Raw genomic sequence first — 15625 nt, 5'->3', positions numbered from 1 at the left:
GCCTCTGAGTGGCAAATTGAAAGGAACGCCGACTTTTATCCACCCTGCCGTCGCGTGGTGGCACGGAAAGCCGGCTCCACGAATATCCAGCGTACTTGTCGGGCCTATCGGTGTCCGTTCAACGGCGCAGACTACGCACCTCCGCGGCGAATGTGCAGTCGATACACGCATTGCGGGCAACTACCTAGGGATAGTCGTCACGGCGCGTCCACACCACGGGGGGAGTCGGAGGCCCGCCACCCCGTGATAGCCCGGGTGGCGGGGCAAGCCGCTAGGTCCGGTCTCAGCAGTCCGCTTCCAACCACAGCCGAAACCCAAACTGAGACCCTACCGCCGGGGGCATGACTGGACGGCGAAATACCGCTCCTTGGTCCGGGCTGCCGCAAGGATCGCTGCCGATAGCTTCGCGAGGCGAGACCGGTGATGGTTGGCTCCTATGAAACAGCCGGGAAGCCACTTTCGTGGAAGCACTTTGGACTGTGCTGAGACGTATCCGCGCGCAAGGGTAGCTTCTTTGAGCAGCTCCACGGAACTAAAAGGTTTTGCCGCAGTTTTGCCTGTCAATGGAGGAAACCATGAACAGACAAAACAAGGAACGAGAATCCGCGACCAAAACACCTGATGAGGACATTGCAAACAAGGACATTGGGGCAACCGTGAGCGACGTGTTCTCGAAAGCCTCCGACATGGCTCAACAAGCAGTTGATACGGCCAAGGAGGCGGCCTCGGATAGTGCGTCAACAGTTACCAACCAGGTGAAGGAAATGCTCGACCGTCAGGTCGGCAGCAGTGCCGAGGTAATGGGCCAGCTCGCGAGTTCGACGAAACGCGCAGCCGAGGACCTCGACGAAAGCGCGCCCTTAGTCGCCGGTGTGGTTCGTACGTTTGCGAACAGGATCGATGGTTACGCAGACGATCTGCGGGACCAGTCGGTCGATCAGCTGGTCCGCGCCGCCTCCGATTTGACTAGGCGCCAGCCCGGATTGGTTTTTGGGCTTGCCGCCCTTGCGGGGTTTTTGACATTTCGGACGCTGAAGAGCGCGCCGCCGGCGTCGTCACGCTCCAATGAGTCCGTGCGCGGGCGCAACCGGCAAGCAGCGAGCGAATTTAATGGCACATGATCAGCTCAAGAATTCCACGCTCCCACGAGCACTATCCGACGCCGCGGCGGATCTTGCCGACCTCGTGCAAAAGGAGCTGCGGCTGGCCCGGGCGGAGCTGTCTGAAAACGTTTTTGCCAAGCTTCGGGCCGGCATTTGGATGTCCGCTGCCGGGGTGCTTGGGCTGATCGCTGCATTGCTGACAGTGCAAGCCCTCGTCTTCTGGATAGCTAGCTTTGGGATCGTAATGCACTGGTCCTGCCTGATCGTTGCCGGCGTCGTGGCCGCAGCTGGAGCACTCGCCTACTACAAGGGCCGCATGGATGCGCAAAAGGAGATGACGCCCACGCGCTCAATCCATCAGATCAAACAGGATATATCGATAACCAAGGAGCATCTAACATGAGCCGCGAAGCGCATATGCCCAACATCGGAACGGCGGAATGGCTCATCGGAGCCGCCAAAAACAATCCGGAAGGCCTTCTTCTCGTTGCAGCCGGCTGCGCGCTGTTGATGCGCCGCAGGGGGGCATGGGCCAGCGGCGGCTTTGATCACGCTGATGAAACCCGCGGAAGTAAGGGCCAGCGAAGCGTTCACCCAACGTCCTCGAACACCGCCGGCCAGGGGCGCCGGTCGAAAAGCACGGAGGACGCTTCGGAGACGGCAGACAATGCACGGGAGCATGCCTCGGACCTCGGCGGCAAGGTCGCGGCCACGGCCAGCGCTTACACTTCGTTCGCGTCGGAATACGTCGACGAGGCGCGACGCAACGTCACTGAGACATCGGAGCGGGTCGCGCGACGGGCCCAATCAACTTTCCAAGAGACGGTGAACCGCGTAGTCGAAGAGCAGCCACTGACGCTGGCGCTGCTCGGCCTCGCCACAGGGGCAGCTGTCGCTGCAGCCATCCGCCCCACGGATTTTGAAAAGCGGACACTCGGCCCAGCTGGAGAGCAGTTGACGGACAGCGCCGAGAAAGTCGGCGAACGGTTGAAGGAGTCGACGGTGAAGGCGCGCGAAAGGCTCAGGACCGCTGCCGAGGAGCGCGGCCTTAATGCTGATGGCCTCAAGGATGTCGTGAGCGAAGTGGCTGGCGAGTTCGGCAGCACCTTGTCGGGCGAACAGCAAGCCGGGTCGGCTGAGTCGCCGTCCGCGACCTCGGGCATATCGCGCGGCCAATCGGCCCCGGGTAGCATGGGCCGGTCGACAGATAAATCGGCCAATTCGGATCAGTCACAACGGCCGGGTGCTTCCCGGTCCGGCAAATCCGGCCAGTCCAGCGGAAAGCGAGGCTCGTGATGGGCGAGGCAAATCTCCGCCAACTCGAACACGACGTTGAGGCAGCCCGCGCAAGGCTCGCGGAAGATTTGTCGACGCTGCGCTCGCCAAATACGGTGTCCGAGTTTACCGACGAACTGAAGCAAGAGGCGCTCGAGGCCAAGGATGCGCTGGTCGCGAAAGCAAGATCGACCGCGCAGTCGACGGCGCTGGAGATCATCGACGATCTCAAGGCAAAGGCTGCCACGAATCCTGGCGCCGCATTGGTAATTGGGGCTGGTCTCGCGTGGCGGTTCCTTCACCGTCCGCCAATCGCGACCGCGTTGATCGGAGCAGGACTATTCAGCCTGTTGCGTACGCCTTCAATTCAGCCGGGCTTGGACGGGCAGGTCGATCCTCTCGCTTTCGCCAGAGAGCGCTTGAAGGAGCAATCCGTCGAGCTGGCAGAGAAGGTCGGCGAAATGAGCGCCAAGACGGCCGAAACAGTGAAGGAACATGCGGAGGAAGCGGCTGGCGCCGTAAAAGAGAAGGTGCGGAATTTGGGCGCCAAGACGCCGAATCTGGTCGACGAATTGCGGCAGGCCGGCAGCGAGGCCGCCGAGGGGGCAGCCGCTGCGGCCGGTCAAGCGTCATCTGCTGTCCAGGGCGCACTGAGCGATCAGGAGACGCGAGACAAGCTGCTTCTTGGTGCCGCGGGTTTAGCCATCGCGGCTGCGGTAGGTATTGCGTATCAGCGACGGCTTGAGGAGCACGCGGCGGTCGACTAGGCGAGAATTCGGCGCCGGAACTCCAGAACTACGGAAGAGCAGCCTGGACGACAGTGTCCCGGCTGTCGGGAGCGGGTCGCCTTTCTCGTGCTAACCAACCCGGCCATCACCGCTTGGCGCTGTCGCTGTCGGCGGCCGCCCGCGTCAGGAACGTCTGGGTTGTTTGGCCAAGACGGCTTTTCAGCCACTCCGCCATTGCCTCCTCTTCGCGGAGATTCTGCTCGCAGGCCTGCACGATTTCGGTCTCGCCCTCGGCGTTGGCCGCCGCGATTAGGATTGTATAGGAGGCGATTTCCATGTGCTCGAAAGTGTAGCTGGCGAGGGAGCCCTTCATCACCTCATCGCCGGCGAACACGCCGCTGATGGATTGGGCGAGCGCCATGAGCTTGCCGCCCGCGTCCTTCACGGTGGACGATCCTTCATCGATACGGTCGAGGCAGGTCTTCAGCCGGGAAGCCTGTTGCCTTGTTTCTTCGAGATGAAGGCGGATGCGCTCCCTCAGCTCCGGATAGGTCTCGATGCGGCTCAACTGTCCAGACAGCATCGTCTCCGCCTGCTCTTCCATGGCGTGGGCATCTCTCAGCCACTGGATCATCCATTCGCGCGATTCAGACATCAGAGGTCTCCTTGTTTGGTGGCATCCAAACCACGAGCGACGAGGATTGTTCCGGCCGCAGGATGGATCGCACGAACAGGCTCAAGAGTGACCACTCGGGTTGATGTGCTCCGGTTTCGCTAAATGTCGGATGAGCGCTGGGATGGAAAATAAGTCTAGGAACGCTTGCGGCCATTTCGGCGAAACTCCTCGGCCGATGGAACCGAGGACGAACTTGGTAACGCCCTCGGCGCCGGCTGCTGGCCGCCGTCCTCCATGCTTTCCACAACAGCCTGATTTGCGGCCCTGCATTCCAGCCGGCCGCATGATCTCCATCGCAGCCTCGTCATAGCCCCTAAGCGCCCGATCCCTGAATGCGATACCTGGCGCAACAACGAGACGGTCGTAGCTGAGCTTCGAACCGTTGTTCAGCGCAACGGTTTTCGCCGCCGGGTCAATCGCTTCAGCGGACTCATGAATGACAGGCCGGTCAACTGAGACACCACCGGGCGATCACAGCCCGGTTGTGATCCCCGAATGCCGCCTGTTGGATGCCTCGTGGTTCAATCGCTAATCTTCGTCGTACGGCATATGCTAATCAATTGCCCATATTGCCATAGCAGCGGCGCGGCATTCTTGGCACCCACCGGCCGGCTTGAGGCAGAACGAGGCCCGCCCTTGCGCGCTGCCGTAACGCGTGGATCTCGTTGGCAAGCACCTGCAGCCTCTCCGCGCTTGTTTGGGCAGCGTATATCAAGGCTGCCCCTGCGGCGGTCGGCCCCATGCTCGCTCTTCGGTTGAACACGGCGGCACCGCCTCCTCGTCGACCTGCTTTGCAGGAGCGTCACCGCCATAAGCCGCAACGCCTTGCCGACGTTGACGATTTTCTGTGCTCCTGAACCCGCCGAGGCACGGATCTGGCGTAGGGTCAGATTTCTCACCCACGTGACTAAGATTCGAGAATATAAAGTTGTCAAAATTTACTTTGGCACCCGCTCCATGCTTACTTCCGACAACTCAAGGCGCGGCACACCATAGCCTCGGAGGGGCCTCTATACTGGCGGCTTTATCCCAGTCGCTCCCGAAAGCCGTCGTTCCGGTACCGGCCTCATTGCGGCCGCTCGTGATGATTCCGCCATTGCACAAAACCGGACGTTGGTTCAGTTGCGGCATACCGCGGAGCCAGAGCCAAAACTGTGCTACCTCATCGCCTGCCATCCACAAGCCGACGATCTGCTGCCTTGCGCCTACAGACCCATGCCGCTCAAGGCGATGACCTGAGAACAGCGGCTACAACGAACATTTCAGCCGACCCGTTGGAGGTCGCGGTTGCGCCTCGAGCAGTCGTCGTTTCGACGGTGGCACCCCAGGGGGTTAACGCCTTACCGCCGCACCCATGCCGCGGCCGTATCGACGGTTGAGCCTGCTTTGTATCTCGGCCCCATGATATGCAGACCCCATGGTGAGCACTGTAGCAAGTTTTCAGAATCTATGGTCGGCTATGGCGTTCGCTTCACCGGACAGCCCGGCTGCGGCCAATCCTCGCCATTCTTCGCTTGCGGTCTGCAAGGGGCTTGGCCTCAGAGCTGCTCGGTCACGGCCGCCAATCGTACGGTTTGGTGGACGTACTGAGCGGAGCCGTCGACGACGCGACGGCGTCCTTCTCGATCAATTGGCCCGGATCGTATGTCTGGACCATGACCACGGCCCCGGCGGCCGCCTACGACTACAAGACCGGGGCAGCGTGCGCGACAGGCACCCACCAAGCTATCTGCAGCGGTTCAACCTGGACCGCGACAATCGACGCGAACTGCAACGTCTCGGCCACCAGCGTGACTCCGCTGGAGTGCTGGCGTAATGTCGATTCGACGGGCTCGGTCACGGTTCGCTGCACCAACTCGACCCCCTACACAGTCGGGCTGAGCGCGGGAGCCGGTTCCGGCGCCACGGTCGCCAACCGAAAGATGACGAGCGGCACCAAGCCTGTGAGCTATTCGCTATACAGCGACGTTGGCATGACGACGGTTTGGGGAACACAATCGGTACCGACACTGCCAGCGGCACCGGCACCGGGATGGACCAGGCATATACGGTCTATGCCCGCGCGCCCGCGCAGATAACACCCGCGCCTGGGACATACACCGATACCGTTGTAGTGCGCAGCATCAAAATTCGCGACTCAAATAACCCGAGCCGCGCAGTCCGAACCGCCACTGCGCGTCGACAGCCTTGGAAATGCCGATCCTGCGGCCAGTCAAGATGGCGCTGGGTTCGAGCGGCGCCATGAACTCGAATGGCGGCTCGTCCAATGGCAGCCCATCATGCGATTTGTCGATTGCCAGCGCCTGGCAAAGGCGCCCCGGCCCCGAACAAAGCAGCCGGGGATCGTCAACGCCGCGATTGGCGCGCATCGCATCCAGCCCAGATCGCGGTTCGATGGCGCGGACAAGCACGGCACTGCCGGGCAGGCACACGGCATTCAGGCACCAATGCAGGCCGTAGGAGCGATAGACGTACGCGCTGCCTGGCGCGCCGAACATCGCGCCATTGCGCACGGTCCTGCCACGGAAGGCGTGCGAAGCCGGATCATCGGCGCGATAGGCCTCGGTCTCGACGACGATGCCGCCAACGCCGTGCAAATACAGCGTGGCGCCGATCATATCGCGTGCGACGATGACGGCGTCTCGGGCAAAGAATTGGTGATGCATGGTCAATGGGCATCGCATGTCCGCGCCTGAACCCGGGCGACGTCAGGTTTCTGGACCAGGAACAAAAATGTCCAGCCACTGCTGAGTCGCGAAGCTCGATCGATGGGTTCAACGCAGCATTGCTGCACCGATGAAGACTATAACGGCCAGCGCCACGATCGCGGCAATCACCAGGACCGGCCATATCTGCGTGGCTGGATGTGGGGCTGGCCGTTCAGCGGGCGCATCGCGTTGGCATAGCCCGCCTCGTTCGTAAACTTCGGCGTGTCACGCGGCGGAGCCGGGGCTCTCACCGGAGCGTTGCCGGCGGATTCAGCGTCAGTCTCCACGGGGGCGGTAGCCGGGTCGAAGCCGGGGGTCTTGTCGCCTTCGCGCCCGGCGTCGATATCTCCCCTTGCCTGTGCCGGGCTTCGCTGAAGAGGTGCTGCGTCGGTCATTGTCGGAAGTCCTTTCAAAGCATTGCTGTCAACCCATCTAACCTGATTGCCGTTTCAAAGTTCCGGCGTGCGGAAACCGGCCAAGCCTCCTTCCAGGAACAACCGGCGATCGAGCGGGTTGGGGGCCGGCGATAATTCGCAGCTGAGATCTGGGAGAGCGAACGATGGACTTGGTGGGTCGTGCGCCGACATGGGCGGTAGCAACAGCGTCAAGGCAGGTCGAGAGTGGTCACGCCTGCACAGATCGCACATGGCGGCCACTAGTGGCCCGCGGCACAGCAGCCGCATTATCCGTCGGCACCTCATTCCCGGCTTCATGTCGCACCTGATCGCGACTGCGACGATTTCCATACCCGGCATGATCTCGGCGAGACGGCGCTGAGCTTCCTCGGGCTCGGCCTGCGGCCACTTTCACGGCAGGAAAGTTCACATCATGGCGAGCTCAACGCGAAAGCGAGCTCGCCAGATTGCAGGTGTTGTCCTGAGTGCTTCTTCTGAAACAAGACCCTGATGTCCAGATTGTCCCAGTGTCCGCCGTAGAGAAATGCGGCAATACCGGTGATCCGCCGGCAGACGCGGATGTGCATTTTCACGGGCACGATCCCGAGGAAGCGCTACACGCAGATCCGGCAGGCGGTGCGCGGTCGCACAAGCAAAAATCTAATCGCACCTCGAAATGCATTGGACCCAAGGCGGCTGAACCGGACCGCCCGCCAATTTCTATCGCTCGTCATCGTTGCCGAGATGCATAGGCGTTATCTGCTGGCGGGCTTCTCTGGTCACCTCGTCGGCTCCAGCGGGTGTGAGCCCTCGCAACGCCCTTGCGGCTTGGATCAGGTGAGCGCGATCATTGCCGAAGCTCTTGATCAGCTGGCGCACCTGGTCGGCCGTTACGCCATTCTGCTGGGCAAAATACCGGAGTTCGGTCTCGTCCTCCGCGTAAAGCTGGTCGCGATCATGCAAGTCTCGCTTGCTTTTGTCGTTAGGCATCTGGTCCTCCTGGTGGAGCTTCGCATCAGTGGGAACGTAGGCAAGGGGCTTTCGTTGCGAAGGTCAGGCCAAATCGCGAAATGCGTTAGGCGAGAAAATTTCGAACGCTTGCCGATAGCTCGAAAGGAACTGGGGCGAGGGCCCTCTTGTCGTGTTGGCGAAGCTTCTCTGGTGGAGTTGGTCACGACCGGCCTTGCCTTTGTCAGCCTGCGCCGTCGTGCTGGGGGTGCTGACAGCTGGACTTCTGAAAAATACCCGCATTTTGGACAGGCACGCCGGCCCGGTGAGCCTTGGCTAGGTACTCTTTAGGAGCGCCAAGATGCGCTGATCCTAAAGGAACAGATGAGCCTTTCGGGAGTTGGCATCGAGGAGCCTGATATCAAAAGGGCCACACGCGGCCGGTTTCGTTCGCAGGAACGACTTCAGGTTCCAGGATGTCAAATCGCAACGTGTAAAGATGAAGATAGCCCAGATTGCGCCCCTCACCGAATCCGTTCCACCCCGGCTATACGGTGGGACCGAGCGGATAGTTTCATACCTGACCGAAGAGCTTATCAAACAAGGTCACCACGTGACCTTGTTTGCCAGCGGTGATTCACGCACTGCGGCTGAACTGGTGCCATGTTGCGACGTTGCATTGCGTTTCAATCCCAATGTGCAGAACCATATCCCCCACCATATCCTGATGCTCGAACGCGTACGTGAACGAGCCAATGAATTCGACGTGCTGCATTTCCACGTCGATGTCCTTCATTTTCCGATTATCCGAGATTTTGCCCGGCAGACCGTAACGACTCTCCATGGCCGGCTTGACTTGGCCGATCTGGCCGACCTCTATACAGCCTTCAGTCAAATTCCCTTGGTCTCGATCTCCTTGGATCAGCGACGGCCTATGCCTCCGGTCAATTGGGTCGGAATGGTCCATCACGGGCTTCCTCGCGATGTTCTCCCTTTCCGCGCCAAAGGCTCCGGCTATCTCGCGTTTCTCGGCCGCATCTCGCCGGAAAAGGGACCACAAACTGCAATAGAGATCGCGGTTCGCGCCGGGATGCCGCTGAAGATTGCTGCCAAGGTCGACAAGGTGGATAAATCATTTTGGGAGGAGAGCGTTGAACCCTTGGTGCTTGGAAATTCGAACGTAGAGTTTCTCGGCGAGATCAACGAAGCGCAAAAAGCGGAGTTTCTAGGGAATGCGACAGCGCTTCTGTTTCCGATAGACTGGCCGGAACCCTTTGGACTGGTGACCATCGAGGCAATGGCCTGTGGTACCCCCGTGATCGCTTTCAACCGCGGCGCTGTTCCAGAGGTCATCGACAATGGCGTCTCTGGATCGATAGTAAACGGTCTTGACGAAGCTGTGGACGCAACCCGACGCATAGGTGCACTCGATCGTGCACGGGTGCGGCAGACTTTTGAACAGCGGTTCTCGGTCGAGCGGATGTGTGGCGAATACGTCGAGATATATCGGTCGCTGATGGAGGGCAAACGAGAACGTTTGGCCCATCAGGCAGAGGCGTAGAGCACATACCGATGTGGCCATCTGTATCTAACCGGGTCCTGAACTCCTCCCGTACTCGGGTCAAAGTTATGCCCCAACTATTTGCCAATAATTCCGTTGAGGCTTCTCTGCGGTCCAAACCGCGAGCATGCGAGTTGGATAATGAGGCATTGTTGACTCGGCTGCTTCGCCAGCGGCACCAGCCGGAATAGATACGCGCCTAAACCACCTGGTCTCACCAGCAGGAGGGGTGATATGAAAACGGAAGTCGAAGAACACAAGCTTGATCCAGCGCTCGCGATCCCGCCACTCGACGAATCCGCACCACGCGAGCCGCAGCGGCAGTTCGCACTGAAGCATGAGGACTGCTTCATCGTTGCCGACGGCTATGGTGACATACGAGGCACTGGCGACGGCCTCTTCCGAGATGACACGCGTGTGCTGTCGCGCTTCCGGCTGTGGATCGGCGGCCGTATACCCTCGTTGCTTGGCGTTTCCTTGTCCCAAGACAATATCCTGTTCACGGCCAATCTGACCAATCTCGCCGCGCTCGGGCCAGACGGCGGTGAAGCTCCCGCGAGCGCCATCCACATCGATCGGACCCGTTTCATCTGGCAGGACCGTATGTTCGAGCGCATCACGTTTACCAACTACTCCGCCCGCGAGATCTCGTTGCCGGTCCAGCTGGACTTCGACGCGGACTTCCGGGATATGTTCGAGGTGCGCGGCACCACGCGGAGCCGTCGCGGTCGCGCCCATGACGCGCTGATCGGTGAGTCAAGTGTCACGTTTAAGTATGAAGGACTCGACAATGTGGCGCGTCAGTCGGTTATCGCGTTTTCCATAAAACCCGATCGGCTCCATCCAAATCACGCCGAGTTCCTCATTCTGGTGCCGAGCCGTGACCACAGGATACTGTATTTGGAGGTCGGCCACGGCGAAGAGGTCCCGTCCAGTGATCGGTTTCGTGCAGCCGCTGCGCGAGCTCGATTTGCGATGCGATCGAAGCGCCGCCACGGCGCGACCGTTTTCAGTTCCGGCCGCGTTTTCAACGATTGGCTGACCCGCACGCGTGCCGACATCGCGCTGCTGACGACCGACCTCGAGACGGGACCGTATCCCTATGCTGGCATTCCGTGGTTTTCAACGGCATTTGGTCGCGACGGAGTCATCTCCGCTTTGCAGATGCTCTGGCTCAATCCCGAGCTTGCCCGTGGCGTGCTAGCGTTTCTCGCCCGCTATCAATCGACCGAGACTTCCGTCTTCGGAGACGCGGAGCCAGGAAAGATCATGCACGAAACGCGCAAGGGCGAGATGGCCGTGCTTCGCGAGCTGCCGTTCGGTCGATACTATGGTGGCGTCGACACGACTCCGCTCTATGTCTATCTCGCTTCGGCCTACGCCGATAGGACCGGAGATGAGGAGTTTGTCGATAAGATCTGGGATTCACTGGCAGCTGCCACTGCATGGATGGAAGACGTCGGAGCCCGCAACGGGGAGGGGTTCGTAACGTACCGCAGGGCGGCAGACACCGGCCTCTTCAACCAAGGATGGAAGGATAGCGCCGATGCAATCTTCCATGCCGACGGCACAATTCCCAAGGGACCGGTCGCTTTGGTCGAAGTGCAGGGTTACGTCTTCGCAGCATACAAGGGCATGGCGGCATTGGCGGCCAAACGCGGCGACGATGACAAGGCGGCGCACTGGACGGCTATGGCAGAGAGGGTTCGCAAGGCGGTGGAGACGCATTTCTGGATGCCGGACCGCGACTTTTATGCTTTGGCCATCGATGGCGACGGCAGCCAATGCGCAGTTCGCGCATCCAATGCCGGTCACCTGCTTTATGTCGGGTTGCCGTCAGCGGAAAGGGCGCAGGCCATGGCGACGCAGCTCCTGTCGGGGCATTTTCACAGCGGCTGGGGCGTTCGTACGCTGGCCGCCGACGAGATCCCCTTCAATCCGATGTCTTACCACAACGGCTCGATATGGCCCCACGACACGGCGATTTGCGCCTCTGGCCTTGCCCGTTATCAGGAGCGCGACAGCGTGGTGAAGCTGATGAGCAGCATGTTCGAGGCGGCTGTCCGCTTCAATATGCGGCTGCCGGAGCTGTTTTGCGGCTTCACCCGTGCCGCCAGCGATGCGCCGGTGGCCTATCCGGTTGCCTGCCTGCCGCAGGCGTGGTCGGCCGGCTCTGCCTTTATGATCCTACAGGCCTGTCTAGGCATTCGTATTGACGGCTGGAAGCGCGAAATCAGCGTAGAATTTCCGCGCCTGCCAATAGGCATCGACAATATCGTGATCCGACATCTGGCGGTCGGCCAAGCGAGAGTCGACCTGACGTTCCAGCGCATCGGCGACCGCATTGTCTGCTATCTCGACCAGAACCATGAAGGGCTCGTTCCATTGCTGGTGCGTTCCTAGCAGCTGAACGACGCCGCCAGCAAATTTCAGCACCGTGCGGTCGATATCCGCCTGCTCGAGTTCGGACTGACATTGATCGGCTTCGTGACCTTGCTTCCACCCGTGGTATGCGCACGCAAGGGCGGAAAGCTGTACCTCTGCGGGTGTTCGGTCAGTCTAGCGATCGCGGTCCGGCAGGCTTGGTCCGCTGAAGGTTCAGTCACCTATCGCTTCCCAACTGCTGTGCGATCTGGGGTTTCAATTGGCCGGAAAATTGGAACCACACAGGTGCGTAACGGCGCGTCGGCCATCGCTCTTTTGTTGTTTGCGAACGCAACATTAGCGACCCAGCTTCTCGTGGCCTACCGCGGGCTGGACGGCCACGGGCCCGATATCTGGCGGCCGTTCTATGTTGCTCAACGGAGATGTCGCTACGAGAACTGCATTTGGCTTTTCCCGCCTCACCTTCGACCTGATGGAGAGCGCGAGCCGGCCGACAGGCGTCCGTGGCTGGCCACCGTATGACCACCGCCAAGCCCGCAGAAAGCGCTTAGCCGACGTTCTCTCCTGAATGGTCGAAGTGTATCACTAGGCCGGCGGCAACAGCGCGCTCGGCGATCATGTTCACGAGATGGCCATCACAAACCGAAGGTGACGGAACAACCTCCTTCAGGGCTCTAAGGGCAAGCTGCGTCGACAAAAGGCCCTGCCGTTTGCGAGTACAGATGTATTGGTCAATCAACGATTCGAGTGGCATGAAGGAAATCCTCCGGGTCGGATGGAGGTTCATAACCCGGCGGCGGATCGGGTGCATTTACATTAGTTAAGGCGATGCTAATTGTTCGGCGTGGATCGGAAAGCACTCCATCTCCGACCCAGCACTCAACCACGCAAGGATTGATGCGGGTTCGGAGGAAGAACCCCACCGCGGCCTGCCAGTCGGAGCACGGAAGGAGTAACGCATGACCAAAGCCTCGCCCTGTTTCGACCGAAAACCTTGGCCCAACGGGTGACCCTCCATGAGCCCTGTGCCCCGAAAAGGACGGCCGAATTTTTATCTCGCGTACGGAAGCGCCTTTCAGCGCCCCATCGGGGTTGCCTTGATGGAGTCGCGGACGATTGGTAGCCGGTTGCTGAAGATATTGCCGGCGCAAACGGTGAGTTTCGCTAGGGTCGACGACGCTTGGCTTTGATGGCAGCAAGATTGACCGGACGAAAATTCCAGCTGTCGACGCCGACGTCGTACTGGCGCGTCATCGGCTTCAAGCGGCCGTGCGAATGGCCGTGCAGATTTATAGATCGCTTGCCGATCTGGTTCCAGGTGCGAAAGGGATAGTGGCAAAGCACAAAAAGGCAGCCGTCAACAGTGAGCTCTTTATAGTGGCTCACACTTGCCCAAGCTGCGGCAGCAATGGTGGCTGCGCCATCGTTGTTGCCTACGATCAGGTGCTTGCGGCCGTTGAGGGAAGACAGTAGGGAAGACACGGTCGCGGGCGAATGCTTTGCAAAGTCGCCGAGGTGCCAGACCTCATCATGCGGGCCAACGGTTTCGTTCCAAAGAGCAGCCAACGCCAGGTCATGCGCTGCTAACGAACTGAAGGGACGGCGGTCGAGCCGCAGAATGCGCGGATCGCCAAAATGTGTGTCGGAGGTGAAGAAGATCATGCTCGACGATCGTTTCGAATAGCGATTGCACCTCTATCTGCGACCGCCGAAGCGCCCTTTGATTTCCCCGTTCATCCTGATGCGAGCATCCCTGAGCATCTTGAGTGCCTCGTGTTTGGTGAGGCCGCACCTGCGCGCGAAAAAGCTCGCTTCAATCGCCCTTTCACGATCTGCCTGGGACGCGGTGCGTTGCTTGATCTTCTTGCCCATCGATCTCTCTATCGTCCGCCGACAAGATGGACGGATCGGGTTCCTGTGTTGTTTCCGCACGCGCTCTCGCGCCGAAAAACGCGGTGGCGCAAGGATAGCATTCAGCGGGCTGAGTATCCTCGTAAAGCCAGCTAACAAGTCCACAGCTTGGCACCCTGCCGTACAGATAGCGATCCAAGCCCGCGCCGTTGGAGTGTGCGGCGCGGGCGATCGGGATTTCCGATCTGCAGCTGGGAGGATCGCTGCCTTGCTCCAACTATGGGCCGGGCATTTTGTTCCGGGCATGTTTGTTCGCCCGTCAACACATTGGTACCCGAAAGGATGGCTTTTGGGAGAATTCATCCAACGCAAAGTGATGCTGTTCGCGTGCTCATCACGCCTCCACACGCGTTGTCCTGCTGGCCAGCAGCCGACCGGTCTTGTGAATACCTACATCGTTACTCATTCTTCGGGAGAAGGGGTTGTCGCAGTTGTCCTCCCAATGCGAGCGGGACACCAGGAAAGTCTCATTCCATCGATTTGACCTGGAGACAGATGCTGAGCCGCAGAAGCTTTTCACCATTTTCATCCCGAACCTCGACGAACAGTTGCTGTCCGTCGATATCCCGCAATTCGTCTTTCGCCAGGTCTTTCAGGCCCTCAATGCCCGCGCGGCGCGCTCCTTCTATTCCTGTGCATTCAACGCCTATCTCGTCCTCGAAGACAGAGTTGCTGTCGCCACTGTCAAAGAAGTATTTTGCCATAAGAGAGCTGCCGTCACTATAAAGCTTCGGGGTTCCTTTGGTGCAGATAGGTCGGATCGAAGTCTCCTGCGCGAACAAGATTTGGCCAATCCAGTGCATGTACCGTTGGGCCTGAGGTGGCGATGAGGCCCTTCCGTCGCAGTTCCTGAAGCATTCTGTTCACGTGGACCGTGGATAAACCCAGCGCATCTCCAAGCGCCGCCTGCGTAATCGGAATGTCGGCTATGTGATCCTTGATGCGTCCTACCGAACGCAAGCGGTAGATCAGTTCACAAAGGATGTGAGCCATACGCGTGAAAGCCTCGCGCCTTCCGACATTGGTGACCCATTCCCTGTATATGGCCGCGTCGATCAGCGTCGAGCGCCAGAACGCGGTCGCGATGCGGGGGTGCTGTTCGCAAATGGCGCGCAGAGCATCGTGGCGCATGAAGCCTAACCGGGTCGGTATGAGCGTCGAAAAAGTGCAATCGATCACCGAGAGGTGCAGACTGTGCAGGTCCGGGAGGTCGCCAGCCACAAAAAAGGATGTGATTTGCCGTTTGCCTTCGCCCGTGACTTTGCTTGAGCCCACCAAGCCGTCGATAACGACGAACGAATTAACAGGGCGATCGCCCTCGATCACGACGTCTTGATTGGCCTGAAACGTCTTCTCCTGGATCGAAATGCCTCTCAAAATTGCGAGGTCGACCTCTTTGACCTCAGCGATTCTCTGGAGCTTGCGGACAAGTACATCTGTGGGTGAGGTGGGGGACAAATTCGCTGACCTGGGTACGTTGCAATATCGAACTTCCATTCAAGCCAAATGTTCCGGACGGTGGTATCTCACGGCCAAGTGCCTTTGGATTTGGTGCCTGCTATGAATTTGGCCAGGCGGGATCAAACCGTGTCGGTGCAATATCCCGTTCCAACAACTCGCCGAGAACAGCGGCTGCTCGGCGGCAGATCTCTGCCACCTCTTGCGGATCCAGACGCTCAGCATGATCTGCTGCGTGCAAGAGGTCCGTCAACGCCTCAAGACTCCGAATTTGCAGATACGGCATAGTTTGACCCCATCGATTTGAAGTGAGCCATATGTCAGCCGAGCTGTCCGCTCATTAACCTATGACATCGCGAGGCTGGAAATTTTGAAGTGTCGAACGGCTTCGCAGCACAAAGGAGATTGCTCGGATTCAGGTTTTAGCCGACGGAACACAGCCGCTCCGCTGCCGTTCTGGCAGTGATCGCAAGGTGC

General features: G+C 59.7%; 15 protein-coding genes and 2 pseudogenes. 9 read left to right on the top strand and 8 right to left on the bottom strand.

Going from position 1 to position 15625, the window contains the following annotated elements; genetic code table 11:
* Positions 1-575: 575 nt before the first annotated feature.
* The 4 genes from NKH57_RS17180 to NKH57_RS17165 are packed head-to-tail and all read left to right on the top strand — an operon-like array spanning position 576 to position 3145.
* Complete coding sequence (locus NKH57_RS17180; RefSeq protein WP_352838187.1) at positions 576-1121, top strand: hypothetical protein; 546 nt, start codon at positions 576-578, stop codon at positions 1119-1121.
* Positions 1111-1506 (top strand): phage holin family protein, encoded by a 396-nt coding sequence (locus tag NKH57_RS17175; RefSeq protein ID WP_023761998.1) that lies wholly within the window; start codon positions 1111-1113, stop codon positions 1504-1506. The genes NKH57_RS17180 and NKH57_RS17175 overlap by 11 nt, the downstream gene beginning before the upstream one ends.
* Positions 1503-2399, top strand: coding sequence for a hypothetical protein (locus tag NKH57_RS17170; RefSeq protein ID WP_023761997.1), 897 nt, complete (start codon positions 1503-1505; stop codon positions 2397-2399). The genes NKH57_RS17175 and NKH57_RS17170 overlap by 4 nt, the downstream gene beginning before the upstream one ends.
* A complete protein-coding gene (locus NKH57_RS17165; protein WP_023761996.1) occupies positions 2399-3145 on the top strand; it encodes a hypothetical protein in 747 nt (248 codons plus the stop codon). The genes NKH57_RS17170 and NKH57_RS17165 overlap by 1 nt, the downstream gene beginning before the upstream one ends.
* 106 nt (positions 3146-3251) lie before the next feature.
* Here the strand turns inward: NKH57_RS17165 and NKH57_RS17160 are convergent, their stop codons facing one another.
* Positions 3252-3761, bottom strand: coding sequence for a ferritin-like domain-containing protein (locus NKH57_RS17160; protein WP_352486297.1), 510 nt, complete (start codon positions 3759-3761; stop codon positions 3252-3254).
* A gap of 1676 nt (positions 3762-5437) precedes the next feature.
* Between NKH57_RS17160 and NKH57_RS17155 the strand changes: the two are divergent.
* Positions 5438-5886 (top strand): annotated as a pseudogene (locus NKH57_RS17155) (Csu type fimbrial protein); the annotation flags it as partial.
* Between the two features lie 19 nt (positions 5887-5905).
* Here the strand turns inward: NKH57_RS17155 and NKH57_RS17150 are convergent.
* Positions 5906-6448, bottom strand: coding sequence for a DNA-3-methyladenine glycosylase (locus tag NKH57_RS17150; protein ID WP_352732924.1), 543 nt, complete (start codon positions 6446-6448; stop codon positions 5906-5908).
* Between the two features lie 102 nt (positions 6449-6550).
* On the opposite strand from NKH57_RS17150, the gene NKH57_RS17145 reads away from it, so the two are divergent.
* Together NKH57_RS17145 and NKH57_RS17140 are read left to right on the top strand one after the other, a co-directional pair.
* Positions 6551-6688 carry a hypothetical protein gene (locus tag NKH57_RS17145; protein ID WP_352837563.1) on the top strand — a complete coding sequence of 46 codons (138 nt, stop codon included), beginning with the start codon at positions 6551-6553 and terminating at the stop codon, positions 6686-6688.
* Between the two features lie 474 nt (positions 6689-7162).
* Positions 7163-7293, top strand: a pseudogene (locus NKH57_RS17140) (ABC transporter permease); the annotation flags it as partial.
* A 23-nt stretch (positions 7294-7316) separates the two neighbouring features.
* Here the strand turns inward: NKH57_RS17140 and NKH57_RS17135 are convergent.
* A complete protein-coding gene (locus tag NKH57_RS17135) occupies positions 7317-7478 on the bottom strand; it encodes a hypothetical protein (RefSeq protein ID WP_198032274.1) in 162 nt (53 codons plus the stop codon).
* A 127-nt stretch (positions 7479-7605) separates the two neighbouring features.
* A complete protein-coding gene (locus NKH57_RS17130) occupies positions 7606-7875 on the bottom strand; it encodes a DUF3606 domain-containing protein (protein WP_023761991.1) in 270 nt (89 codons plus the stop codon).
* 457 nt (positions 7876-8332) lie between these two features.
* Here NKH57_RS17130 and NKH57_RS17125 point away from each other — a divergent pair, with 457 nt between their 5' ends.
* Both NKH57_RS17125 and NKH57_RS17120 read left to right on the top strand, forming a co-directional pair.
* Positions 8333-9394: a glycosyltransferase family 4 protein gene (locus tag NKH57_RS17125; RefSeq protein WP_031260979.1), complete on the top strand. Its 1062-nt coding sequence runs from the start codon at positions 8333-8335 to the stop codon at positions 9392-9394.
* Between the two features lie 234 nt (positions 9395-9628).
* Complete coding sequence (locus NKH57_RS17120; protein WP_352945623.1) at positions 9629-11797, top strand: amylo-alpha-1,6-glucosidase; 2169 nt, start codon at positions 9629-9631, stop codon at positions 11795-11797.
* Positions 11798-12943: 1146 nt separating this feature from the next.
* Here the strand turns inward: NKH57_RS17120 and NKH57_RS17115 are convergent.
* The 4 genes from NKH57_RS17115 to NKH57_RS17100 all read right to left on the bottom strand — a co-directional run bounded on the left by NKH57_RS17115 (position 12944) and on the right by NKH57_RS17100 (position 15148).
* Complete coding sequence (locus NKH57_RS17115) at positions 12944-13441, bottom strand: metallophosphoesterase family protein (RefSeq protein ID WP_023761986.1); 498 nt, start codon at positions 13439-13441, stop codon at positions 12944-12946.
* Between the two features lie 33 nt (positions 13442-13474).
* Complete coding sequence (locus NKH57_RS17110) at positions 13475-13651, bottom strand: hypothetical protein (RefSeq protein ID WP_023761985.1); 177 nt, start codon at positions 13649-13651, stop codon at positions 13475-13477.
* 506 nt (positions 13652-14157) lie between these two features.
* Positions 14158-14394 (bottom strand): DUF6894 family protein, encoded by a 237-nt coding sequence (locus NKH57_RS17105; RefSeq protein ID WP_031260977.1) that lies wholly within the window; start codon positions 14392-14394, stop codon positions 14158-14160.
* Between the two features lie 16 nt (positions 14395-14410).
* Positions 14411-15148, bottom strand: coding sequence for a Crp/Fnr family transcriptional regulator (locus NKH57_RS17100; RefSeq protein ID WP_352486200.1), 738 nt, complete (start codon positions 15146-15148; stop codon positions 14411-14413).
* Positions 15149-15625 lie beyond the last annotated feature (477 nt).

The sequence above is a fragment of the Mesorhizobium sp. M1050 genome (assembly GCF_040318715.1).
Lineage (GTDB): Bacteria > Pseudomonadota > Alphaproteobacteria > Rhizobiales > Rhizobiaceae > Mesorhizobium.
The sequence above is the reverse complement of the archived record's forward strand: the minus strand, read 5'-3'. Positions and strand labels throughout refer to the sequence as shown.